The organism is Pseudophaeobacter sp. (genome assembly GCF_048267565.1).
In the GTDB taxonomy this organism is placed as follows: Bacteria; Pseudomonadota; Alphaproteobacteria; order Rhodobacterales; family Rhodobacteraceae; genus Pseudophaeobacter; species Pseudophaeobacter profundi.
Genome location: NZ_JBLWXG010000003.1, coordinates 88,474 through 109,108 on the forward strand (window position 1 = coordinate 88,474; position 20,635 = coordinate 109,108).

At 58.7% G+C, this 20,635-nt stretch carries 23 protein-coding genes; 9 read left to right on the plus strand and 14 right to left on the minus strand.

Annotation, left to right across the window (positions count from 1 at the left end; all coding sequences use genetic code 11):
- Nucleotides 1-39: 39 nt before the first annotated feature.
- Nucleotides 40-1,530, minus strand: a complete 1,491-nt coding sequence (locus ACN0VH_RS08930; protein ID WP_417700398.1) for a 1-acyl-sn-glycerol-3-phosphate acyltransferase — start codon at nucleotides 1,528-1,530, stop codon at nucleotides 40-42.
- A gap of 82 nt (nucleotides 1,531-1,612) precedes the next feature.
- Here ACN0VH_RS08930 and ACN0VH_RS08935 point away from each other — a divergent pair, with 82 nt between their 5' ends.
- The 4 genes from ACN0VH_RS08935 to deoD all read left to right on the plus strand — a co-directional run bounded on the left by ACN0VH_RS08935 (nucleotide 1,613) and on the right by deoD (nucleotide 5,153).
- Complete coding sequence (locus ACN0VH_RS08935; RefSeq protein ID WP_417700399.1) at nucleotides 1,613-1,825, plus strand: hypothetical protein; 213 nt, start codon at nucleotides 1,613-1,615, stop codon at nucleotides 1,823-1,825.
- Between the two features lie 189 nt (nucleotides 1,826-2,014).
- The gene (locus ACN0VH_RS08940; protein WP_417700401.1) at nucleotides 2,015-3,988 is read left to right on the plus strand and encodes a methylmalonyl-CoA mutase family protein; all 1,974 of its coding nucleotides are present in this window, start codon (nucleotides 2,015-2,017) and stop codon (nucleotides 3,986-3,988) included.
- 123 nt (nucleotides 3,989-4,111) lie between these two features.
- Nucleotides 4,112-4,429: an H-NS histone family protein gene (locus tag ACN0VH_RS08945; protein WP_278923213.1), complete on the plus strand. Its 318-nt coding sequence runs from the start codon at nucleotides 4,112-4,114 to the stop codon at nucleotides 4,427-4,429.
- Nucleotides 4,430-4,448: 19 nt separating this feature from the next.
- The gene (deoD, locus tag ACN0VH_RS08950; RefSeq protein ID WP_278923214.1) at nucleotides 4,449-5,153 is read left to right on the plus strand and encodes a purine-nucleoside phosphorylase; all 705 of its coding nucleotides are present in this window, start codon (nucleotides 4,449-4,451) and stop codon (nucleotides 5,151-5,153) included.
- A 93-nt stretch (nucleotides 5,154-5,246) separates the two neighbouring features.
- On the opposite strand, the gene ACN0VH_RS08955 is transcribed toward deoD, so the two are convergent.
- From ACN0VH_RS08955 to ACN0VH_RS09015, 13 genes are all read right to left on the minus strand, one after another.
- Nucleotides 5,247-6,104 (minus strand): urea carboxylase-associated family protein, encoded by an 858-nt coding sequence (locus ACN0VH_RS08955; RefSeq protein ID WP_417700403.1) that lies wholly within the window; start codon nucleotides 6,102-6,104, stop codon nucleotides 5,247-5,249.
- Nucleotides 6,105-6,578: 474 nt separating this feature from the next.
- On the minus strand, nucleotides 6,579-6,743 hold the full coding sequence (locus tag ACN0VH_RS08960; RefSeq protein ID WP_278923216.1) for a hypothetical protein: 165 nt from the start codon (nucleotides 6,741-6,743) through the stop codon (nucleotides 6,579-6,581).
- A 199-nt stretch (nucleotides 6,744-6,942) separates the two neighbouring features.
- Nucleotides 6,943-7,722: a succinate dehydrogenase iron-sulfur subunit gene (locus tag ACN0VH_RS08965; protein ID WP_278923217.1), complete on the minus strand. Its 780-nt coding sequence runs from the start codon at nucleotides 7,720-7,722 to the stop codon at nucleotides 6,943-6,945.
- Nucleotides 7,723-7,878: 156 nt separating this feature from the next.
- Nucleotides 7,879-8,763 carry a hypothetical protein gene (locus ACN0VH_RS08970; protein ID WP_278923218.1) on the minus strand — a complete coding sequence of 295 codons (885 nt, stop codon included), beginning with the start codon at nucleotides 8,761-8,763 and terminating at the stop codon, nucleotides 7,879-7,881.
- A gap of 63 nt (nucleotides 8,764-8,826) precedes the next feature.
- Complete coding sequence (locus ACN0VH_RS08975) at nucleotides 8,827-9,054, minus strand: hypothetical protein (protein WP_278923219.1); 228 nt, start codon at nucleotides 9,052-9,054, stop codon at nucleotides 8,827-8,829.
- A 1-nt stretch (nucleotide 9,055) separates the two neighbouring features.
- Complete coding sequence (gene sdhA, locus ACN0VH_RS08980; RefSeq protein ID WP_278923220.1) at nucleotides 9,056-10,861, minus strand: succinate dehydrogenase flavoprotein subunit; 1,806 nt, start codon at nucleotides 10,859-10,861, stop codon at nucleotides 9,056-9,058.
- A 12-nt stretch (nucleotides 10,862-10,873) separates the two neighbouring features.
- Nucleotides 10,874-11,245, minus strand: coding sequence for a succinate dehydrogenase, hydrophobic membrane anchor protein (gene sdhD / locus ACN0VH_RS08985; RefSeq protein ID WP_278923221.1), 372 nt, complete (start codon nucleotides 11,243-11,245; stop codon nucleotides 10,874-10,876).
- Between the two features lie 10 nt (nucleotides 11,246-11,255).
- The gene (gene sdhC / locus ACN0VH_RS08990) at nucleotides 11,256-11,639 is read right to left on the minus strand and encodes a succinate dehydrogenase, cytochrome b556 subunit (protein ID WP_278923222.1); all 384 of its coding nucleotides are present in this window, start codon (nucleotides 11,637-11,639) and stop codon (nucleotides 11,256-11,258) included.
- A gap of 161 nt (nucleotides 11,640-11,800) precedes the next feature.
- Nucleotides 11,801-12,610: a DUF1194 domain-containing protein gene (locus ACN0VH_RS08995; protein WP_278923223.1), complete on the minus strand. Its 810-nt coding sequence runs from the start codon at nucleotides 12,608-12,610 to the stop codon at nucleotides 11,801-11,803.
- Nucleotides 12,611-12,685: 75 nt separating this feature from the next.
- Nucleotides 12,686-13,732: a MaoC family dehydratase gene (locus ACN0VH_RS09000; protein WP_278923224.1), complete on the minus strand. Its 1,047-nt coding sequence runs from the start codon at nucleotides 13,730-13,732 to the stop codon at nucleotides 12,686-12,688.
- Nucleotides 13,732-13,935 carry a DUF1737 domain-containing protein gene (locus tag ACN0VH_RS09005; RefSeq protein WP_278923225.1) on the minus strand — a complete coding sequence of 68 codons (204 nt, stop codon included), beginning with the start codon at nucleotides 13,933-13,935 and terminating at the stop codon, nucleotides 13,732-13,734. The genes ACN0VH_RS09000 and ACN0VH_RS09005 overlap by 1 nt, the downstream gene beginning before the upstream one ends.
- A 3-nt stretch (nucleotides 13,936-13,938) precedes the next feature.
- A complete protein-coding gene (locus tag ACN0VH_RS09010) occupies nucleotides 13,939-14,490 on the minus strand; it encodes an NnrU family protein (RefSeq protein ID WP_278923226.1) in 552 nt (183 codons plus the stop codon).
- 35 nt (nucleotides 14,491-14,525) lie between these two features.
- Nucleotides 14,526-15,380, minus strand: coding sequence for an HpcH/HpaI aldolase/citrate lyase family protein (locus ACN0VH_RS09015; RefSeq protein ID WP_417700407.1), 855 nt, complete (start codon nucleotides 15,378-15,380; stop codon nucleotides 14,526-14,528).
- A 453-nt stretch (nucleotides 15,381-15,833) separates the two neighbouring features.
- On the opposite strand from ACN0VH_RS09015, the gene ACN0VH_RS09020 reads away from it, so the two are divergent.
- The 5 genes from ACN0VH_RS09020 to sucD all read left to right on the plus strand — a co-directional run bounded on the left by ACN0VH_RS09020 (nucleotide 15,834) and on the right by sucD (nucleotide 20,461).
- Nucleotides 15,834-16,151 carry a hypothetical protein gene (locus ACN0VH_RS09020; protein ID WP_278923228.1) on the plus strand — a complete coding sequence of 106 codons (318 nt, stop codon included), beginning with the start codon at nucleotides 15,834-15,836 and terminating at the stop codon, nucleotides 16,149-16,151.
- Between the two features lie 376 nt (nucleotides 16,152-16,527).
- Nucleotides 16,528-17,490: a malate dehydrogenase gene (gene mdh / locus ACN0VH_RS09025; RefSeq protein WP_278923229.1), complete on the plus strand. Its 963-nt coding sequence runs from the start codon at nucleotides 16,528-16,530 to the stop codon at nucleotides 17,488-17,490.
- Nucleotides 17,491-17,887: 397 nt separating this feature from the next.
- Nucleotides 17,888-19,081: an ADP-forming succinate--CoA ligase subunit beta gene (sucC, locus tag ACN0VH_RS09030; protein WP_278923230.1), complete on the plus strand. Its 1,194-nt coding sequence runs from the start codon at nucleotides 17,888-17,890 to the stop codon at nucleotides 19,079-19,081.
- Between the two features lie 7 nt (nucleotides 19,082-19,088).
- Complete coding sequence (locus tag ACN0VH_RS09035; protein WP_278923231.1) at nucleotides 19,089-19,559, plus strand: hypothetical protein; 471 nt, start codon at nucleotides 19,089-19,091, stop codon at nucleotides 19,557-19,559.
- Between the two features lie 17 nt (nucleotides 19,560-19,576).
- Complete coding sequence (gene sucD, locus ACN0VH_RS09040) at nucleotides 19,577-20,461, plus strand: succinate--CoA ligase subunit alpha (protein ID WP_278923232.1); 885 nt, start codon at nucleotides 19,577-19,579, stop codon at nucleotides 20,459-20,461.
- Nucleotides 20,462-20,635: the final 174 nt, after the last annotated feature.

A 20,635-nucleotide genomic window follows, 5' to 3' on the forward strand; every position in this document is an offset into this window, starting at 1 on the left:
AAGCAATATTGCAACCCCATTTGGCTCAATATTGTAATTTTATGACTTTGCGGATGCAGAAACACCCCTTGCACTCGCAGCATCCCGGCCCTCTCCCAGGCCCAATGGCGCCTGGGGGACCAGATGCGCGATAGAATTCGCATAGTAGACCAGCAACTCGCGTTTGGCCCGTACCGGCACCAACTGCCCCTTTTCGCGCACCACCAAGCCACGCATCAGCAGAATGCGGATCGCCTCTTGTCCGGCGGAATCCAGGCTCAGGCTGTGATGCTGTGCGCTGACCGGCGCCATCTGACTTTCCAGTTGTTTCATATGATGTGTCAGCAACTCCGCGCTCATGGCACCGTGGCGAAGCAACAGCCAGGCCGCCATCGGGACCGGCAGCACCGGCACGGCTGCGCCAATGCGCGACAACAGTTCCTGCGCCAGCAAAGGGGTGAGGCCGCCCTCCTCTGCCTGCGGCTCTGCCGGTCCCGCCGCAGGATTATCACTGGGGTCCCCGGCCTGGGTGCTCTTGGCAAAGTCACGCAGGCTCAGCGGGCGACCAAAGACCACCGCCGCATGGCCAAAACGGTGGTAGCGCCCGGTAACCCACAGCCAGAACTGACGCAGGATCCGCGCCATGACCACCCCTATCCGAGCCTTGAAACGGCGCTCTCCGGCGCGGGCTGCCGACGTTAGGATGCGATCTTCAAGCACCCAATCATAGTTCAGCGCCACAGGCACAAAGACCACATCCCGCCCCTGCGGGTCCCGCGCCCCGGCCTCGACAATATACTTCAACAGCCCCAGTCGCGGCGGCGCCAGGGCACCATCCAGGCTCAGCCCGCCTTCGGGAAATATCGCCTGCGTCGCCCCGCCCTGGGTCGCCAGGCGAATATAGGTGGCAAGCACCCGGCGATACAGATCGTCGCGCGACTTGCGGCGGATGAAATAGGCCCCCATCGCCCGGATCAGCCGCGACAGAGGCCAAACCCGTGCCCATTCCCCCACCGCATAAGACAGCGCCGAACGCCGCGCCGCCAGATAGGTCACCAGCACGTAATCCATGTTGGAACGGTGGTTCATCACAAAGATCAGCGTCGCATCAGGATCCAGCTGCTGCAATGCCGCCTTATCCTGATAGCCCAGCCGCACCCGGTAAATCGCATTGGACAGCCAGCGCGCAGCCCCGATGGCCAGGCCAAAATAGGCAAAAGCGGAAAAAGAGGGAACAATTTCGCGGGCATATCGGCGCGCCTGTTCAAAGGCCACATTGTCGGGAATGCCGTGATCAGAGGCATGGCGCGCGACGGCCTGTGCCACCTCGGGATCATAGATCAGCCGCTGGATCATATCGTAACGCCTGGTCAGCTTGAACGGTTCGATTGGTCGTTGCAACCGCCTGTTGATCCGCGTCACCGCACGTTCAAAGCGACGACGAAAGAACCAGCGTACCGATGGAAACAGAAAATGAGAGGCAAAGGTGACCGCCGCAAAAAGCAGGATCAGCACCAATAGCCAAAGCGGGAGTTCAACACTACGCGTCATGCACCAAGCCTATAGCAATTTCAGCGGGGGTAAACGCCCGCCTCCCAAGGACGCAACAGCCAATGATACCAATTACACAATTATGCGATTCTATGGCTCGAATAAGGGGACAGAGTCATGGGAAGAAGACATTCTCGGTCGCGATGTACTGCGCCCTGGCCAGTCGGTTCGCATCGGTTTTGGCGATGGCACCGACTATTGCAAATTTAACTTTCGGGCCGTTTTTGATGACGACGACGTTCTGGTCGCCAAGGACATAAATGTGTGCAAGATCGGCACCTATACCTACAGCTGAATGCACAACCAGCCGCCGCTGGTGCCCGTTGCAATGTGATCTAAAGCGCGCCCCTGCCTATCGCAGCGGCGCGCTTTTTTGGGCTTGGGACCATTTCGCCGCAACGCAGCGAATTGACAAGGGTTGAAAATTGCAGTTTAGATCTGTTGAGCGAAACATAATTACCAAAGCAAACCCGCGAGGCGCCCCATGTCGCAGATGCAGAATGACCGCAAAACCGATCGCCCCTGGCTGATCCGAACCTATGCTGGCCACTCCACTGCCGAGGCCTCGAATGCGCTCTACCGGGCGAATCTGGCCAAAGGGCAGACCGGTCTGTCGGTCGCCTTCGATCTGCCGACCCAGACAGGATACGACAGTGACCATGTTCTGGCCCGTGGCGAAGTGGGCAAGGTGGGCGTTCCCGTTGGGCATCTGGGCGATATGCGCAGCCTGTTTGACCAGATACCGCTCGACCAGATGAATACCTCAATGACCATCAATGCCACCGCGCCCTGGCTGCTCTCTCTCTATATTGCTGCCGCCGAAGAACAGGGCGCAGATATTTCCAAGCTACAAGGCACGGTGCAAAACGATCTGATCAAGGAATATCTGAGCCGCGGCACCTATATCTGCCCGCCTGCGCCCAGCCTCAAGATGATCGCGGATGTGGCCGAATACTGCTATACGCATGTGCCAAAGTGGAACCCGATGAACGTCTGTTCCTACCACCTGCAAGAGGCCGGTGCCACGCCAGAACAGGAGCTGGCCTTTGCCCTGGCTACAGCGCAGGCGGTGCTGGATGAATTGCAGCCCCGGATCGCGCCAGAGGATTTCCCGGCCATGGTTGGGCGGATTTCATTCTTTGTGAATGCCGGCATCCGCTTTGTTACCGAGATGTGCAAAATGCGCGCCTTTGTCGATCTGTGGGATGAAATCTGCCGGGATCGATATGGCGTTGAAAACCCCAAGTTCCGCCGCTTCCGCTATGGGGTGCAGGTGAATTCACTGGGGCTGACGGAACAGCAGCCGGAAAACAATGTCTATCGCATCCTGATTGAAATGCTGGCGGTGACCCTGTCGAAAAAGGCCCGTGCCCGCGCCGTGCAGTTGCCCGCCTGGAACGAAGCCCTGGGCCTGCCCCGCCCCTGGGATCAGCAATGGTCGATGCGGATGCAGCAGATCCTGGCCTATGAAACCGACCTCCTGGAATATGAAGACCTGTTTGAAGGCAACCCGGCCGTCGACAGAAAGGTCCAGACGCTGAAAGACGACGCCCGTGCCGAGCTTGCCAACCTACAGTCTATGGGTGGGGCGGTCGCTTCTATCGACTATATGAAATCGCGGCTGGTCGATTCCAACGCCGAACGGCTGAATCGGATCGAGCGCAATGAAACCGTGGTGGTTGGGGTAAACAGCTGGACAGAAGGTGAGCCATCGCCGCTGCAAACTGAAGACGGCGGTATCATGGTGGTGGACCCTGCGGTTGAACAGGAACAGATCACGCGGCTGAACGCCTGGCGGCAGGCCCGTGACGCGGATGCCGTTGCAACCGCCCTCGCCGATCTGCGCGCTGCCGCGCGCGCAGGCGACAATATCATGCCCGCGTCGATTGCGGCGGCAAAGGCCGGTGTCACCACGGGCGAATGGGCAGAGGAAATGCGCCGGGTTCACGGCACCTATCGCGGCCCCACCGGGGTTTCCGGCTCGCCTTCAAACAAGACCGAAGGTCTGGATGACCTCCGCGAGGCGGTCAACGCGGTGTCGGATAAACTCGGCCGTAGGTTGAAATTCGTGGTTGGCAAGCCCGGTCTTGACGGCCATTCCAACGGCGCCGAGCAAATTGCCTTTCGTGCCCGCGACTGTGGCATGGACATCACCTATAATGGCATCCGCATGACCCCTGAAGAGCTGGTTGCCCAGGCCCAAGATGATGGTGCCCATGTGGTCGGGCTGTCGATCCTATCCGGCAGCCACATGCCACTGGTGGAAGAACTGATGCAGCGCATGCGCGAGGCAAACCTTGGACATATTCCCGTCGTGGTTGGCGGCATCATCCCCGACGATGACGCCGAAAAGCTGAACCAGATGGGCGTATCGCGCGTTTACACCCCCAAGGATTTTGAACTGAACACAATCATGGCGGATATTGTCGAACTATCGTACCCCTCAAAGACGGCGTAATTCTGCTCTTTTTGCAAATACGGCTAATTTATTTGAATATTACTCTGGCAATTGCAGTTATGCTTAGCATTAAAGAGTGCCGGACAAAGAAATATGTCTGGCGTGCCAATCTGGAGTATCAAAATGAGCCCTGACCTTTCAAAAATGTCTCGCAAAGAATTGCTTGAGCTTAGAAAGGGCATTGATTCTGCCCTGAAAGACGCAGAGCAACGCGAGCGAAAAGAAGCCATTAAGGCAGCCGAAGACGCGGCAGCCAAGTATGGTTTTTCACTTGATGAAATCACCGGCCCCAATCGGGCCAGTGGCAAGAAGCAAAAAGCCGCTGCAAAATATCGCAACCCGCACAACCCAGACGAAACCTGGAGCGGCCGGGGTCGTAAACCTCATTGGGTGCATTCCGCTATCTCCTCTGGTATGGATATCTCTGACCTGGAAATCTGAATCCGGACTGGAGAAAACAATGACCATTCATATCGGCGCCCAAAAGGGTGATATCGCTGAAACGGTTCTTATGCCGGGCGATCCCTATCGCGCCAAATGGGCCGCAGAGACCTTTCTGCAAGAGGCCAAGCTGGTAAATGAAACCCGCGGAATGCTGGGTTACACAGGCAGTTGGAATGGCCATCGCGTCACAATCCAAGGGAGTGGCATGGGAATGCCCTCTCTTTCCATTTATGCTAATGAATTGATCCGCGATTTTGGGGCCAAAACGCTTATTCGTATTGGATCCTGTGGTGGCATGCAGCCGCAGGTGAAACTGCGCGATGTCATTCTGGCAATGACTGCCACCACCGTTGGATCCCCCTCGCAGAGTATTTTCAAGGAATTGAATTTTGCGCCGGTGGCGGATTGGTCGCTATTGCACGCGGCGGCACAGGCCGCGCAATCGCGCAGTATCGGCACCCATGTGGGCGGTATCTATTCGTCTGATACCTTTTATGATGAACGTGCCGACCTGAACGAACAAATGGTCCGGCACGGCATCCTTGGCGTCGAGATGGAAGCGGCTGAACTTTACACGCTGGCGGCACGCTATCAATGCCGCGCCTTGGCGGTGCTAACGGTTTCCGACCACCTGGGCACCGGTGAAGCACTGCCTGCCGACCAGCGCGAACGTAGTTTTGGCGATATGGTCGAAATCGCGCTGGAAGCCGCCTTCGCCTAACCGGCCTTGACAGAGGCGCCCCACGCGGGCCCAGTATTGGACAGGATAAAGGCGGCCCGCTTCAAGGCCGCCTTTTGCATAGATTGCCCTGTATTACCTTCCGTGGCTTTGATCATAGCCATTGCGCGCCGGGCTTCGCCAGCCATCCAGCGCGCCATCCTGGGGCGCAAAGACCTCTACCAGCAGCGGGTAACAGGCGGCAGTGTCGCTAGAATGCTGCTCCGCGCAGTCACCGCCCGGGCAGGCGCTCAGCGCCCCCAGCAGCGGGATTTCGGCAAAGAACTCAAGATAATCACCGGGGCGCACCGGGCTTTGCTTCATGAAGTACTGGCCGGTGTCACGGGTAAATCCGGTGCACATGAAAACATTCAACACATCATGCACATAGGGTTCTGCCTCAGCCAGGCTTAGGCCTGTATGATCGGCCAGGGCGCGGGTCAGGTTCGAATGGCAACAGTGATGGTACTGGCTGCCCGCCAATAGATTGCCGGTATAGGGATCACAGCGGGTGCCAATGACATCATGCACCGAGCCGCCATAGGCATCGATGCCATACCAGCCCAGCGTGTCCTCAACGATGGTGGCCATCGGGCGAAGATTGGGCAGGCTGGTCCACATCCGCTCTCCGGTGGTGAGATGGGTGCCATGCAGCGCCCGGGTCTTGCCAGAATAAAACCGCTCTGCGAGGTCGGCGCTGTTCCACAGGTTCAAATCGCCAACCTGCGCCCCCTCTACCGAAGAGATGCGAAAGAACTGGCCTGCCGGGACCTCGAAACACGCCGCATCACGCGGGGGAACCAGCACCTCGGCCACCTTTGCCGCGCCCGCCCGCGCCTGCCGATACAGCGCCAAATCTGGCTGCGGCAGGCTGTCATTTGGATAGCAAATCACCGGCTTGACGGCGCGGCGCGCCGCCGCATCGGCGGGGCCCTGTCGGGAAGTATCAGCCATGGGGAAACCTCTTCTCTGTTTGCCCACAACTTGGCCCTGTTCCGGTGCGCACTGCAAGCCGGATAAGGCAGGTCCACAGCATTTTGACACCACGATTGCGACTGGAAAATGATCTCGCCGAGCGCCAGAGCGTATTCACCCTGCGTATTCCAGGGGCGCAAAACCGGTGCCGCCTTTTGCGCAACAGGCCTTAATCGCGCGCACGGCGGCAGTGACGCGGGGTATCAAGACCGGGCTGAACGGCACCGCAATGGCCACATACCCACTGCCCCTTGCTGCGCTGTTGCCGCCAACGGCAGGCCCGCGTAAGGCTGGTGGTCATGCGGCGATAGATAAAGTAGCAAAACACGCCGGTTATCAGAAGCAGGATCAAAATAGGCATAGCGCCCCATAGCGCGCCCAGGCAGTTTGCTCAAACAAAAACCCCCGCACCGAGGGAGGACGCGAGGGTTTTGAAACAGTGTCTACCTGCAATCAGGCAGCGTCGTAATAGGGCACAAAACCATTGGCGGGCTGATCAGTCTTTGCCTCGGGCAGCGGCTCTGGCGTGTAATAGGCCCAGGCCTGATCCAAGGCGTCCAGCAGGGCGCGGGCTTTGGCGGTTTCGCGGATCTCTGGCAGGTAGTCTACGGTCTTCATCATCTCGGTCCTGAGTTGTTAAACCTCTCCCTGCGGTCACTATACGCCCAGACAGCAGGCGCTGCACCGGCCAATCTTGCAAACACGCCATGCACTGTTTGCAGGGCCGATCTGGCCGCAATGAACACAAAACCCCCGGACAGGCAGGCTGTCCGGGGGCCGATTTCAAAACCTATAAAGGCAGCTCCATGGCACCGGATCAAACGGCGCGATCAACCATCATATGCTTGATATGGGCAATTGCTGCGGCTGGGTTCAGCCCCTTGGGGCAGGTCTTGGTGCAGTTCATGATGGTATGGCAGCGATACAGCTTGAAAGGGTCTTCCAGCTGGTCCAGACGCTCTGGCGTGGCCTCATCACGGCTGTCGATGATCCAGCGATAGGCATGCAGCAACGCAGCTGGCCCAAGGTATTTGTCGCCGTTCCACCAGTAGCTGGGGCAAGAGGTCGAGCAGCTGGCGCACATCACGCATTCATACAGCCCGTCAAGCTTCTTCCGGTCCTCGATCGACTGACGCCATTCCTTGGCGGGTGCATTGGTTTTGGTTTCCAGCCAGGGCATGATGGACGCATGCTGAGCATAGAAATGCGTCAGATCCGGGATCAGATCCTTGACCACTGGCATATGCGGCAGCGGGTAGATTTTCACGTCGCCCTTGACCTCATCCAGCCCGTAGATACAGGCCAGCGTGTTGATACCATCGACGTTCATCGCGCAGGAACCACAGATGCCTTCACGGCAGGAGCGGCGGAAGGTCAGGGTTGGATCAATCTCGTTCTTGATCTTGATCAGCGCGTCCAGGATCATCGGACCACATTTGTCCATATCCAGGAAATAGGTGTCCACCTGCGGGTTCTTGCCGTCGTCCGGGTTCCAGCGATAGATCTTGAACTTGCGCACATTGGTCGCGCCGTCGGGCTTGGGCCACGTCTTCCCCGTGGTGATCTTGGAATTTTTCGGAAGTGCGAATTCGACCATAGATCGTTCTCCTTGCTTAGCTGCCTGCCACACCAAGGGCCAGGGCCCCAGGCTGACAGGAGATCAGATGGACCGGCTGAGCCCAGAGGCCCCTCCGAAACTTAAATAGTGCCGCAGCCGCAACAGATGTTTGGCGCGAGACGCAGAGGTCGGCAATCATAGGCCCTCCCCCTGCGGCAAAGGCTGGTGCTGGGCGACGTTTTTGAGATAGGCGGCATCCTCGGGGAACAGCGCCTCCAGTTCCTCTAGCAGGGCCGCATCGCGGGCGGCCATATGCAGCATGGCCTGAAATTCCGCATCGCTGCGCATCTGCTGCCAGCGCCGATCAGTCTGCAACTCAGCCGCCGAGCTGGCTTGTTTTTGAAACGACGAGCCGCCACCGTAGTGCTGCACCTCGCCCAGGCTGTTGTCATGCTGCCCCAGGCCCAGGTCCTGCAGGAACTGCGCCCGGTAGTCTGCACTGCGCATCCAGCGATCATAGCAGATCGCCACCAGCCCCAGATCCTGTGCCTGCCGGACCAGTCCCAACAGCCGAATATAGCTGTCGATGGTGCGCAACACGATGCCGTTGCGACGCACCAGAGTGTAGCCGTCATTGGCCTGCATCTTTTTCAGCAAAGAGGCGGACCAATTCAGAAAGCTGCGATAGATCAGCACATTATGGCTAAACAGGGCCTCATCAAAACGGCCAGACGCCTGCCGGTTGATATCAAATTCAGCCGGGCTGGTGTCCTCATACGAGACCAGGAACAGTGCGCCATCGCCAGCATCCTGCGTGACCGAGGCCATGTTGCGATTGGCCTTGTGCTGCGGCGCATGGGCACCATTCACCGCAACCCCGCGCGAGTTTTGCAACGGGTCAGTGCCAGGTTTGCAGTTGTTCAGAAACACCGAACGCCGATTTGGCGCATTGCGCTGCAGCCAGGACAGGATGGCGTGATTACCCGACCGCCGCATGCCAAAGACCCGCAGGCTCAGCCCTGGGGTGAACCCCAGCGCCTGCCATTCCTGTGGCAAAGCCTGCGCGTGAGAGATGGCCATCAACAGCCCCCTTCCCGCCCGAAAGAGGCAACGCCCCCCGTGCTTTGCATCACGCAGCCCAACTCAGTACCCCTCTACCAAAGAGGAACGGATGGTTGACCCATCCGAGAGGTAAGCCAATGCACGCCGCTGTTCATCCAGGGTGAGGGTTTCCCACAGGGTCGCATCCCCAGGCATCAACGCATAATCTGATGGCAGGGGCACCGAAGAGACCTCAGACTCGGCACAGGCCGACAGCAGCAGGGCCGCAAGGCCCAGTGCCAGTAGTTTGATATCCCGGTGCCCTGCCATATCAGAAAGTCCGCGCTTTGGGCGCGATCTTGGCCAGGCTGATACCACCTTCGTCTTCGGTGGTAAGCCGATCCAGGATCACCGGGCGATAGGTCAGGTCAACCTTTTCACCCTCAACCCGGCTGACCGTATGCACGCGCCAGTTTTCATCATCCCGCGTGCTGTAGTCTTCATGCGCGTGGGCACCACGGCTTTCGCGGCGGGCTTCGGCACCATGGATCGTCGCCAGGGCGTTAGGCATCAGGTTTGCCAGTTCCAGCGTTTCCATCAGATCCGAGTTCCAGACCAGCGAGCGGTCGGTGACTTTGAGGTCATCCATCTTGCCCGCGATCACGGTCATCTTCTCGACGCCTTCTTTCAGCGACTTATCAGTGCGGAACACTGCCGCATCGGACTGCATGGTGCGCTGCATTTCCAGACGCAGATCCGCAGTGGCAATGCCGCCATTGGCGTTGCGCAGCCCATCAAAGCGATCAAAGGCCTTGTCGACCGAGGCCTGGTTCAGCGTCGGATTTGGCGCTTCCGCGTCAACGGTTTTACCGGCCCGGATAGCAGCAGCCCGACCAAAGACAACAAGGTCGATCAGCGAGTTGGAGCCCAGACGGTTGGCGCCATGCACCGAGGCACAGCCTGCTTCGCCTACGGCCATCAGGCCAGGCACAACGGCGGTTGGATTGTCGGCGGTTGGGTTCAGCACTTCACCCCAGTAGTTGGTCGGAATGCCGCCCATGTTGTAATGCACCGTTGGCAGAACCGGGATCGGTTCCTTGGTGACGTCAACACCGGCAAAGATCTTGGCGCTTTCCGAAATACCCGGCAGGCGTTCGGCCAGGGCCTCGGGTGGCAGGTGGCTGAGGTTCAGGTGAATGTGATCACCATGTTCGCCGACGCCGCGGCCTTCGCGAATTTCCATGGTCATCGAACGTGACACGTAATCGCGTGGGGCCAGGTCTTTGTACTGGGGCGCGTAGCGCTCCATGAACCGTTCGCCTTCAGAGTTGGTCAGATAGCCGCCTTCGCCGCGCGCACCCTCGGTGATCAGACAGCCAGAGCCGTAGATGCCGGTGGGGTGGAACTGGACAAATTCCATATCCTGCAGCGCCAGACCGGCCCGCGCCACCATACCGCCACCGTCACCGGTGCAGGTATGGGCCGAAGTGGCCGAGAAGAAGGCACGGCCATAGCCGCCAGTGGCCAGCACAACCATCTTGGCGTTGAAGACATGCATGGTGCCATCGTCCAGCTTCCAGCAGACAACACCCTGGCATTCGCCCTCATCCGACATGATCAGGTCGATGGCAAAATATTCGATGTAGAATTCAGCGTTGTTCTTCAGCGACTGACCATAAAGCGTGTGCAAAATGGCGTGGCCGGTGCGGTCGGCGGCGGCACAGGTCCGCTGCACCGGGGGGCCTTCGCCAAATTCGGTGGTATGGCCACCAAAGGGGCGCTGATAGATCTTGCCTTCTTCGGTGCGCGAGAACGGCACGCCGTAATGCTCCAGTTCATACACCGCCTTGGGCGCTTCACGGGCGAGGTATTCCATCGCATCCGTGTCGCCCAGCCAGTCAGAGCCCTTGACGGTGTCATACATGTGCCACTGCCAGTTGTCAGGACCCATGTTCGACAGCGAGGCAGCAATGCCGCCCTGTGCCGCAACCGTATGGGACCGGGTTGGGAAAACCTTGGTCACACAGGCGGTGCGCAGCCCCTGTTCCGCCATGCCAAGCGTTGCGCGCAGACCGGCCCCGCCGGCACCCACGACCACGACGTCATAGTCATGCGTCTCGTATTCGTATGCAGCCATATTTATTGTCCCTTACAGCGCGATCTTGCCCAGGGCGAACAGCCCGGTGGCGATTGTGGCATAGCTCAGGCCGATCACAAACATGATCAGCGCCTTGCGCATAGAGCCCTGCGCATAGTCTTCGATCATCATCTGCGCGCCCTTGTTAAAGTGCATCACACCAGCATAAAGCGTGAGCCCCGTCAGAATGGCTGGAAAGGGCCGCGCAAATGTCGCCAGCACCTCTTCCTGCGTGCCACCAATGGCAGAGCCAACGACATAGAGAAAGGTGGGGACCAAAAAGGCCAGCGCCACGGCGCTTACCTGCATGTACCAGTGATGCTGGGTTCCGGTGCCAGCGGCCCCTTTGCCCTCGGCGCGTTTACGAGCGGTCAAATAACGCATGTTTGCCTCCTTAAACCACAAGCACGGTAATAATGGTGAGGATGACGGAACCGATCATCATGCCCCAACCCAGTTTTTCGGCGGTCTCGATGTCCAGCCCGTGACCGGCATCAAAATAGAGATGACGCAGACCGGCAAGAAAGTGATACCAGACGCCCAGTGTCGACAGCACCAGCACGATATCGCCAAACCAAGAGGTCATCACCCCGTTGGCAGTGGCAAAGTAGGCAGGCGAGGTCGCCGCCGCGAGGAGCCACCAGACAATCAACATCACAGAGATGATAAGCGCATTGCCCGTGATCCGGGTGAGGATCGAGGACATAGAGGTCATCTGCGGGCGATAGATCGACAAATGTGGCGAAAGCGGGCGATTGCCCCGATTTACATCGGCCATGTTGGCTCCTTTCCAGTTAGCTGAAGCCGTTTTAGCGGTTTTTTACGTCCTGTCACGCAAACAGCGGGTAAATTTCTGCGGTAATTTGACCAGATTTGCAAAAAAACGCATTTCGTGATCACAGGCTGCTGCCCAGTGATCACAAAACTGTCTTACTAAAATTATTTTGCAGAATCAGCCCCCCTTTGTGCGATTTTCTGCAAACCCACCTCAGTTGGCCAATTCTCAGCCCCCTGCGCCGATCCCTGCGTGCCGCCTGACGCGGGTTCCGACGCAGGCGACATACCGCGTTGGTGCCCGGCTGTTTTGCGCGCGATTTCACGTACCAGCTTGCGGCGGATTTTGTCCGGATAATCGGCAAATCGGTGCGCTGTTTCGACAAAGGCTCCCTCGCCCCGGATTACATGTTCGTAGAAATATGCGGTCAGGTCCGGCGCGCTTTGCTCGATTGCGATGGCGTTGACGGTGATCCCCGCCGCGCGCAACATCGGCTTCAGGGTTGCCGGTTCCACCCCCTCGTTTGACGGCCCATCGCCAGACAGGTCAATCACCCGTCGGCTGCAATCCGGTGCCTGGGAAAACTGGTTCAGCCCCAACAACAGCGCCTCGCCCAACGCGGTGGAAAAGTTGCGCCAGGGGCGCGGTGCCGCCTCAATCGCCTGGGCCAGGGCTTCGACATCGTCAAAACTGCCAATCGTGGTCCAGGGAATAGAAACTTCCTGCCGCGCCCGCCCGGACCACTGGATCAGGCTCACCTGCGCTTTGGCGATCACCAGCGCCTCGGACACCACGCCGTCGCGCAGCCCAGCCGCAAGACCATCCATCTGGATGCGATATTCAGTGGCATCCACCGAGCCGGACACATCCACAGCCAGCACCAGCGCCAAATCGCAGGCCTGCGCCGGTAACGGCAGCAACGCCGCCACCGCCAGAAACAGGCGGGCTGACAACAGATGGGCAGTGATCCTCATGCCAGCAAGCCTAGGATGTCCTGCCCGCTGCGTCATCCCCGCAGCGGGCAGGACACAGCGTTTTGAAGATAGCCGTTATTTCGGCATCAAGGCCCAGTAATCCAGATCCAGCAGCACCTCGGGCAGGTATTTGCCATCATTGCCCTTCAGCACAAAGGGATCACCGCCCGAGGTGGCGACCAGCCGCAAGCGAATGGCGCCAACGCCGGGGGCATCGGTATCGGCCTTGTCCAGCACCTCGGACCAGGCCCGGATGGTGGTGCCGGACAGGCAGGGATTGGCATGGGCACCGCCATTCAGCCCCACGATCATCTGCGCATTGGCCAGCCCATTGAAGGACAGGGCCCGCGCCATGGAAATTACATGCCCGCCATAGATCAGCCGGGTGCCATCGGGCCGCGCCGTGGTGTCGAAATGCACCTTGGCAGTGTTCTGCCACAGGCGGGTAGCCAGCATATGCTCAGCCTCTTCAATGGTAACACCATCCACGTGGTTGATGGTCTCGCCCACTTCATAGTCGCCCCAGCGGTGGGCTTCGCCCGCCTGGGTATAATCGTAACCGGTGAAGTCCAGTCCCGCAGGCAATACCAGTTGATCGGCAGGAATGACCTTGGCCAGATCCGGGATCACCGTGTCCGGCGCGGGCGCGTCGAGGTTGTGTTTGCGCACCATCACCCAGCGCACATATTCCATCACCACCTCGTCGCGCTGGTTCAGGCCACGCGTGCGTACATAGACAACGCCGGATTTGCCGTTTGAGTTCTGCTTGACGCCGATCACCTCACTTGTCGCGCGCAGGGTGTCGCCCTCGTAAACCGGCAACAGCCAGCGCCCCTCGGCGTAGCCCAGATTGGCCACCGCGTTCAGCGAAATATCAGGTACCGTCTTGCCAAAGACGATGTGAAAGGCCGCCAGATCGTCCAGTGGTGCCTTGGGCAGACCAGAGCGGCGGGCAAATTCATCAGAAGAATATAGCGCATGGCGCGCCGGATAGAGCGCGTGATACAGCGCCCGTTCTCCGCCCGAGACGGTGCGCGGCACCGCATGGGCGATCACATCGCCCAGGGCATAGTCTTCAAAAAATCGGCCCGGATTTGTTTTTGCCGCTCTGGTCTTGGTCATCAGTGTTCTCCCAGTTTTGTCTCGGGGGTGTAGGTGCCGTCCACCTCTTTCACCACTGACTGACCGCAGCGCATGATGCCTTTGACAGGGTCAAAGGTCTGGGTGGGGCTTCCATAGAGCGCCCAGCCCTTGTTCAGCGCATCGGTCACCTTGTGACAAAAGGCAGAGGTGTCGTCTTCACTCAAAAAACGGTAGAGTTTCATATCTCAGCCCCCCGGAAAGGGGGAGGGGCCGACCATCCCGTGCACATAGCCTATCACCGCCAGCAGCACGACAGAGGCCACCAGGAACATCGCATCCTTGGCAATGCTGCCTTTGGGATTGGGGGTCCAGTTGGGTTCTGCCCGGTTGATCACAACCATTTCAGCCAGCGCCCAGGCCAGCAGGCCACCAAACAGCACAAAGGACGCCGGATCCCAGTTTACCAGCAGGTGGGCAACCGCCCAGAGCGCAAAGCCGGTCAGCATAGGGTGACGCATCTTGTAGAAGATCGCGCCCTTGCTGGGGCCAGGGCTGGTGAAATACAGCGCAATCAGCATCAGCAGATTGTTGATATGCTGCAAAAACGGCGGGAACAGCGCCAGATCGTAGCTCTCGGCGGAACGATAGCCCAGAACCATCAGCACAATGCTGATCACCAGGGCAACGGCGACAAGACCCTTGCCCTTGTTGCCCATTGGTTCACGGATGCCGGGGGCCAGGCGCTTGAACAGATGCGCCGCCCACCACAGCAGGATGCCTAGGACCAGAAGTGTCATGTCAGTCTCCTAATAGATGTTAACTTGGTTAACACCTAGGCGGAAAACGCAGCGATTGCATCCGCTTTTGCAAGAATTTCTCGTGCCGTCGCAACATGCAGATTTTCGACGATCTTACCGTCAACCACCGCGACCCCCTGCCCCGAGGCCTCGACCGCGTCGAAGGCTTCGATTTGGCGGCGGGCCAGATCAATTTCATCCGCACTGGGGGCAAAGGCATCATTGGCAACGTCAACCTGGGCCGGGTGGATCAGTGTCTTGCCATCAAAGCCCATATCGCGCCCCTGGGTACATTCGGCAAACAGGCCGTCGTTGTCCTTGAATGCATTGTAGACGCCATCGACAATCACCAGCCCCTCGGCCTTGGCCGCCAGCAGGCACAGGCCAAGCCCCGCCATCATCGGCAAGCGATCAGGGCGGAACCGGGTCTGCAGCTCTTTGGCCAGATCATTGGTTCCCATGACCATGCCCTGCAATTTTGGGTGGGCGGCGATCGCGGCGGCGTTCAACATGCCGCGCGGCGTCTCCATCATGGCCCAAAGCGGTTTATCCCCGGTCAGCGCCGCCAACGCATCCAGATCCGCCGGGCTAGAGACCTTGGGCAGCAGGACCGCATCGCAGTCCATCGCGGCAGCGGCGCGGGCGTCAGCCTCGCCCCAGGGCGTGTCAAACCCGTTGATCCGCACGATCTTCATCCGGGCACCATAGCCGCCTTCCTGCAGCGCCGCGCTCAGCGTGTCGCGCGCATTGTCCTTTTCCTCAACCGAGACTGCATCCTCAAGATCAAAGATTACCGCATCCACCGGCAGGGTTTTGGCCTTTTCCAGCGCACGCGGCTTGGAACCGGGAATGTAGAGTACCGAACGATAAGGGCGAATGCGCGGGTCCATCAGAAAACCTCCAGGTTATTTTGTTGCGCAAACGGCTATAGATTCGGATCATTACTTTCAAGTGCGATCACGCCGCATTGCAGAAAAAGCGCAAATGCCGCTAGGTAACACGCCTGCGCGTAACAATAAAATTTTACCCCTTAGTCTTCGACAGGACTGGCACGGCGGATTAACCATTTCTCAAAGTGTCCTTGGCAAACTTTTCTTATCGCAACGACCTTCAGGTCGGGGATCTCATCCGGTTCAAAACCTTATTTTCAAAGGCCAGAGCCACTCCAAGATCATCCCCCGCGTGGGCAGAAAGCCCGCTTTAGTAGAGACTGGGCCAAAGGCCCGCATAACGATTACGTCAATGGAAAACGGCCCCAGATCTGATGGGTACGCAGAGAGGTCAAGTGACCCCTCTCTCTCGGCTCGGGCATTCCGCATAGGGTAAAACCCAAGGAGAAGACGATGTTGAAAACTGTACTTGGCCTGTCCGTGCTGGGCTTTACCTTTGGCCTGATGACCGCCGCCCCCGTTGCCGCCCAGAGCCGCAACTGTGCCCCCCGCAAGGTTGTTGTTGAACGCCTGGCAGAAAAATATGGCGAAAGCCGTCAGGCCATCGGTATTGGTCAGCAGGGCATGGTCATGGAAACCTTTGCCTCGGCCGAAAGCGGCAGCTGGACAATCACCGTCACCCTGCCAACCGGCATGACCTGCCTGATGGCGTCAGGCCAGTCCTTTGAGGCCCTGGCAGAAGCTATCCCAACGGTTGACAACGACGCCTGACACCGCGCCACGTTCGCCCCGACAAGGCCAGAGACGCCGACCTCTGGCCTGCCATTCGCGCAGAAACGGCGCCTGCCTGTCACAGGGTGGGCGCTTTGCGTTCTTACGCCACGACAGCAGCTGCCTGCGCCATGCCTGCGGTCAGGCCCCCAAAATCCTCGCAAAAGCGACACTCTGGCAGGGAAATGCGAAAAACATTCCTGCCCGATGCTGTAACGCCAATCCGCAAAACCGCCTTATTTGCAAGCCTTTCAGCCCCCGTTCCACCCCAGCACTGCCCCGCGCGCGCGCCATGCCGCAGCGCAGAAGCCTTGCGCGAGCGCGCCTGAGGGCGTAGGCATCCCCCAAATTTCAACCGGACCGGAGAGAAATCCCCATGGCCAGACCCAAGATCGCGCTTATCGGCGCAGGCAACATCGGCGGCACGCTCGCCCATCTCGCAGCCATCAAAGAGCTTGGCGACGTCGTTCTTTTTGACATCGCTGACGGCCTTCCCCAAGGCAAAGCGCTCGACATCGCCCAATCCGGCCCTGTTGAGAAAATCGACGCAGCCATGTCTGGCTCCAGCGATTATTCCGCCATCGCGGGTGCCGATGTCTGCATCGTCACCGCTGGTGTGGCCCGCAAACCCGGCATGAGCCGGGATGACCTGCTGGGCATCAACCTGAAAGTGATGAAATCCGTTGGTGAAGGCATCGCAGCCCACGCGCCAAACGCATTCGTCATCTGCATCACCAACCCGCTGGACGCGATGGTCTGGGCGCTGCAGAAATTCTCTGGCCTGCCCACCAACAAGGTCTGCGGCATGGCCGGCGTTCTGGATTCCGCACGCTTCCGCCACTTCCTGGCCGAAGAGTTCAACGTTTCCATGCGCGACGTCACCGCCTTTGTGCTGGGCGGCCACGGCGACACCATGGTGCCTTCGGTGCGTTATTCCACCGTTGGCGGCATCCCCCTGCCTGATCTGATCGACATGGGCTGGACGACCCAGGAAAAACTGGACGCAATGGTTCAGCGCACCCGTGATGGCGGCGCCGAAATCGTTGGCCTGCTGAAAACCGGCTCTGCCTTCTATGCGCCTGCTGCCTCGGCAATTGAAATGGCCGAAGCCTACCTGAAAGACCAAAAGCGCGTTCTGCCCTGCGCCGCCTATTGTGACGGCGACCTTGGCGTCAAGGACATGTATGTCGGCGTGCCTACTGTGATCGGTGCCGGCGGTATCGAACGCGTCGTCAACATCAAGCTCAACAAAAGCGAGCAAGAAATGTTCGACACTTCGGTCAAAGCGGTTCAAGGCCTGGTTGACGCCTGCAAAGGCATCGACGGCTCGCTCGCCTAAGTCGAACAACAGGGCTGATCTGTTCCACCAGACAGGTCAGCGCAACAAGATCCCGATGCACGCTCCGACCTGGGGCGTGCATTTTTTCGTGCCGCCTGTTTCACCATTACCTACGATCTGCCCCAGGCAAACCTGCGGACCTCGATGGGACCGCAGGGACCGCCGCCAGCCAGTGTCGCACGGCATTTGCCGATATGGCACTTTGTCGCCTTTTTCCAATCATCACGAATCAAACAAATTGAGCTATCGAATGTTTGTGATCACACGCTGGAAAGCCGTGATCACAAAACCGGAAAATCTTCATCATTTCCCCGCGCGCCTTCAAAAAAGCCTTTAAAGATTTGCCATATGACGGCGTTATGACAAAGATAATTGAAGCCAGACGGGACAGTTTCTCATGAACATCCACGAATATCAGGCCAAGGCCCTTCTTCGCAGCTACGGAGCGCCGGTTTCCGACGGGCGCATCGTCCTGAAGGCCGACGAAGCCAAATCCGCCGCAGGGGAGCTTGACGGCCCGCTGTGGGTGGTCAAGGCACAGATCCATGCCGGCGGTCGCGGCAAAGGCACCTTCAAAGAAGCAGGCGCCGGCGAAAAGGGCGGTGTCCGCCTGACCAAATCGGTGGAAGAAGCCGCCGAGGAAGCCAAGAAAATGCTGGGCCGCACCCTGGTCACGCATCAGACCGGCCCTGCGGGCAAACAGGTCAACCGCATCTACATCGAAGCCGGTTCGGGCATTCAAACCGAATTGTACCTGGCGCTGCTGGTTGATCGCCAGACCTCGCGCATCTCTTTTGTCTGCTCTACCGAGGGCGGCATGGACATCGAAGAGGTTGCCGCAGCGACCCCTGAAAAAATCCTGTCGTTCAGCGTTGATCCGGCCACCGGCTATCAGGCTTTCCACGGCCGCCGCATCGCCTTCTCGCTGGGTCTTGAGGGCGCGCAGATCAAGCAGTGCGTCAAACTGATGGGCCAGCTGTATCAAGCCTTTGTCGACAAAGACATGGAGATGCTGGAAATCAACCCGCTGATCGTGTCTGACACCGGTGATCTGAAAGTGCTCGACGCCAAGGTGAGCTTTGATGGCAACGCCATGTACCGCCACGCCGATGTGGCCGAACTGCGCGACACCACCGAAGAAGACTCCAAAGAGCTGGAAGCGTCGAAATACGACCTGAACTACATCGCGCTCGACGGTGAGATCGGCTGCATGGTGAATGGCGCCGGTCTGGCGATGGCCACCATGGATATCATCAAGCTGTATGGTGCTGAGCCTGCAAACTTCCTCGACGTAGGCGGCGGTGCCACCAAGGAGAAAGTCACCGAGGCCTTCAAGATCATCACCTCCGACCCACAGGTCAAAGGCATCCTGGTCAACATCTTCGGCGGCATCATGCGCTGTGACGTCATCGCCGAGGGCGTAGTTGCCGCGGTGAAGGAAGTCGGCCTGAAGGTTCCGCTGGTTGTCCGTCTGGAAGGCACCAATGTGGAAGCCGGCAAGGAGATCATCAACACCTCCGGCCTGGACGTGATTGCAGCCGACAACCTGTCTGACGGCGCCGAGAAGATCGTGAAAGCGGTGAAGGGCTGAGTTGATCGTGGCCACTAAAGCTGACCCAGTAAACACTTACTTGGCAGGTCGCTTGGCTCAACGCCACGCGACCGATCTAGTAGCCTATTCTGGGTTTGAGTGGCCAAAGGGCTTTATTGGTGAAGACAATCCCGTAACGGAAAGGCTGCATGAAGCTGCTCTCTCTTTTGCTGTCAACGCAAGACGCTATTTGGAGCACACAGGTGATCGCCCAACAATTTCTGAAACACGCTATGCAAATGATAGCGGCGATGAAACTGTTGAAAACCGTCTGTATGAAACATTGCACGGATTGATACACTCTCGCTTCCTGCGCATCCAATACTCGCCCCTGACCAAGTCCAACTATAACGGTATCGAAGGTGTCGCACCTGTTTATTTCATCTACGAAACCGATCGCTACCCAGAAAAGAAATCCTCAATTTTCGGCATGGCTTGGAGCTTTCTCACTATGCCGAAACAGGACACAAATTCTTAGTTTAGGAGACTCCTAAAATGGCAGTCCTCATCGACGAAAACACCAAGGTCATCTGTCAGGGCTTCACCGGCTCGCAGGGCACCTTTCACTCTGAACAGGCCATCGCCTATGGCACCAAAATGGTCGGCGGTGTGACCCCAGGCAAAGGCGGCCAGAGCCACCTGAACCTGCCGGTCTTTAACTCCGTGCACGAAGCCAAGCACGTGACCGAGGCCAATGCCTCGGTGATCTACGTGCCGCCCCCCTTTGCCGCCGATTCAATCCTCGAGGCGATCGACGCCGAGATGGAACTGATCGTCTGCATCACCGAAGGCATCCCGGTGCTGGACATGATGCGGGTGCAGCGCGCGCTGGAAGGCTCCAAATCGCGCCTCATTGGCCCGAACTGCCCCGGCGTCATCACCCCCGACGCCTGCAAGATCGGCATCATGCCCGGTCACATCCACAAACGTGGCTCTGTTGGGGTTGTGTCCCGGTCCGGCACCCTGACCTATGAGGCCGTGAAACAAACTTCGGATATTGGTCTTGGCCAGTCTTCGGCTGTTGGCATCGGTGGCGACCCGATCAAAGGCACCGAGCATATCGACGTGCTGGACCTGTTCCTGGATGATGATGAGACCCAGTCGATCATCATGATTGGTGAAATTGGTGGTTCTGCCGAAGAGGAAGCCGCTGAATTCCTCGCCGAGCAGAAGAAAAAAGGCCGCTGGAAGCCCGTCGCCGGTTTCATCGCTGGCCGTACAGCCCCTCCCGGCCGTCGCATGGGTCACGCCGGCGCAATCGTTGCCGGTGGCAAAGGTGGTGCCGAAGATAAGATCGAAGCCATGCGCTCTGCTGGCATCGTCGTTGCCGAAAGCCCCGCGGGCCTCGGCGAAGCGGTGCTGAAAGCGATCAAAGGCTAAGGATCCTTTGGGGCGGCTTTGGTCGCCCCATACTCTCTACCCGGATATGGCAGGTCACATGACACAGGATTTCCGATACCCGAGCCAGGCCGCAACAGGCACCGCAAGTGATTGCGTTGATTGCCTTTGCCCCGCCTTGCGCGCCGTAAGTATTGCGAAACACATCTGCAATAT

Coding starts and splice junctions, on each gene's coding strand:
- ACN0VH_RS08930 (WP_417700398.1), bottom strand. CDS start 1,530: ATGACGCGTAGTGTTGAACTCCCGCTTTGGCTATTGGTGCTGATCCTG.
- ACN0VH_RS08935 (WP_417700399.1), top strand. CDS start 1,613: ATGCGATTCTATGGCTCGAATAAGGGGACAGAGTCATGGGAAGAAGAC.
- ACN0VH_RS08940 (WP_417700401.1), top strand. CDS start 2,015: ATGTCGCAGATGCAGAATGACCGCAAAACCGATCGCCCCTGGCTGATC.
- ACN0VH_RS08945 (WP_278923213.1), top strand. CDS start 4,112: ATGAGCCCTGACCTTTCAAAAATGTCTCGCAAAGAATTGCTTGAGCTT.
- deoD (WP_278923214.1), top strand. CDS start 4,449: ATGACCATTCATATCGGCGCCCAAAAGGGTGATATCGCTGAAACGGTT.
- ACN0VH_RS08955 (WP_417700403.1), bottom strand. CDS start 6,104: ATGGCTGATACTTCCCGACAGGGCCCCGCCGATGCGGCGGCGCGCCGC.
- ACN0VH_RS08960 (WP_278923216.1), bottom strand. CDS start 6,743: ATGAAGACCGTAGACTACCTGCCAGAGATCCGCGAAACCGCCAAAGCC.
- ACN0VH_RS08965 (WP_278923217.1), bottom strand. CDS start 7,722: ATGGTCGAATTCGCACTTCCGAAAAATTCCAAGATCACCACGGGGAAG.
- ACN0VH_RS08970 (WP_278923218.1), bottom strand. CDS start 8,763: ATGGCCATCTCTCACGCGCAGGCTTTGCCACAGGAATGGCAGGCGCTG.
- ACN0VH_RS08975 (WP_278923219.1), bottom strand. CDS start 9,054: ATGGCAGGGCACCGGGATATCAAACTACTGGCACTGGGCCTTGCGGCC.
- sdhA (WP_278923220.1), bottom strand. CDS start 10,861: ATGGCTGCATACGAATACGAGACGCATGACTATGACGTCGTGGTCGTG.
- sdhD (WP_278923221.1), bottom strand. CDS start 11,245: ATGCGTTATTTGACCGCTCGTAAACGCGCCGAGGGCAAAGGGGCCGCT.
- sdhC (WP_278923222.1), bottom strand. CDS start 11,639: ATGGCCGATGTAAATCGGGGCAATCGCCCGCTTTCGCCACATTTGTCG.
- ACN0VH_RS08995 (WP_278923223.1), bottom strand. CDS start 12,610: ATGAGGATCACTGCCCATCTGTTGTCAGCCCGCCTGTTTCTGGCGGTG.
- ACN0VH_RS09000 (WP_278923224.1), bottom strand. CDS start 13,732: ATGACCAAGACCAGAGCGGCAAAAACAAATCCGGGCCGATTTTTTGAA.
- ACN0VH_RS09005 (WP_278923225.1), bottom strand. CDS start 13,935: ATGAAACTCTACCGTTTTTTGAGTGAAGACGACACCTCTGCCTTTTGT.
- ACN0VH_RS09010 (WP_278923226.1), bottom strand. CDS start 14,490: ATGACACTTCTGGTCCTAGGCATCCTGCTGTGGTGGGCGGCGCATCTG.
- ACN0VH_RS09015 (WP_417700407.1), bottom strand. CDS start 15,380: ATGGACCCGCGCATTCGCCCTTATCGTTCGGTACTCTACATTCCCGGT.
- ACN0VH_RS09020 (WP_278923228.1), top strand. CDS start 15,834: ATGTTGAAAACTGTACTTGGCCTGTCCGTGCTGGGCTTTACCTTTGGC.
- mdh (WP_278923229.1), top strand. CDS start 16,528: ATGGCCAGACCCAAGATCGCGCTTATCGGCGCAGGCAACATCGGCGGC.
- sucC (WP_278923230.1), top strand. CDS start 17,888: ATGAACATCCACGAATATCAGGCCAAGGCCCTTCTTCGCAGCTACGGA.
- sucD (WP_278923232.1), top strand. CDS start 19,577: ATGGCAGTCCTCATCGACGAAAACACCAAGGTCATCTGTCAGGGCTTC.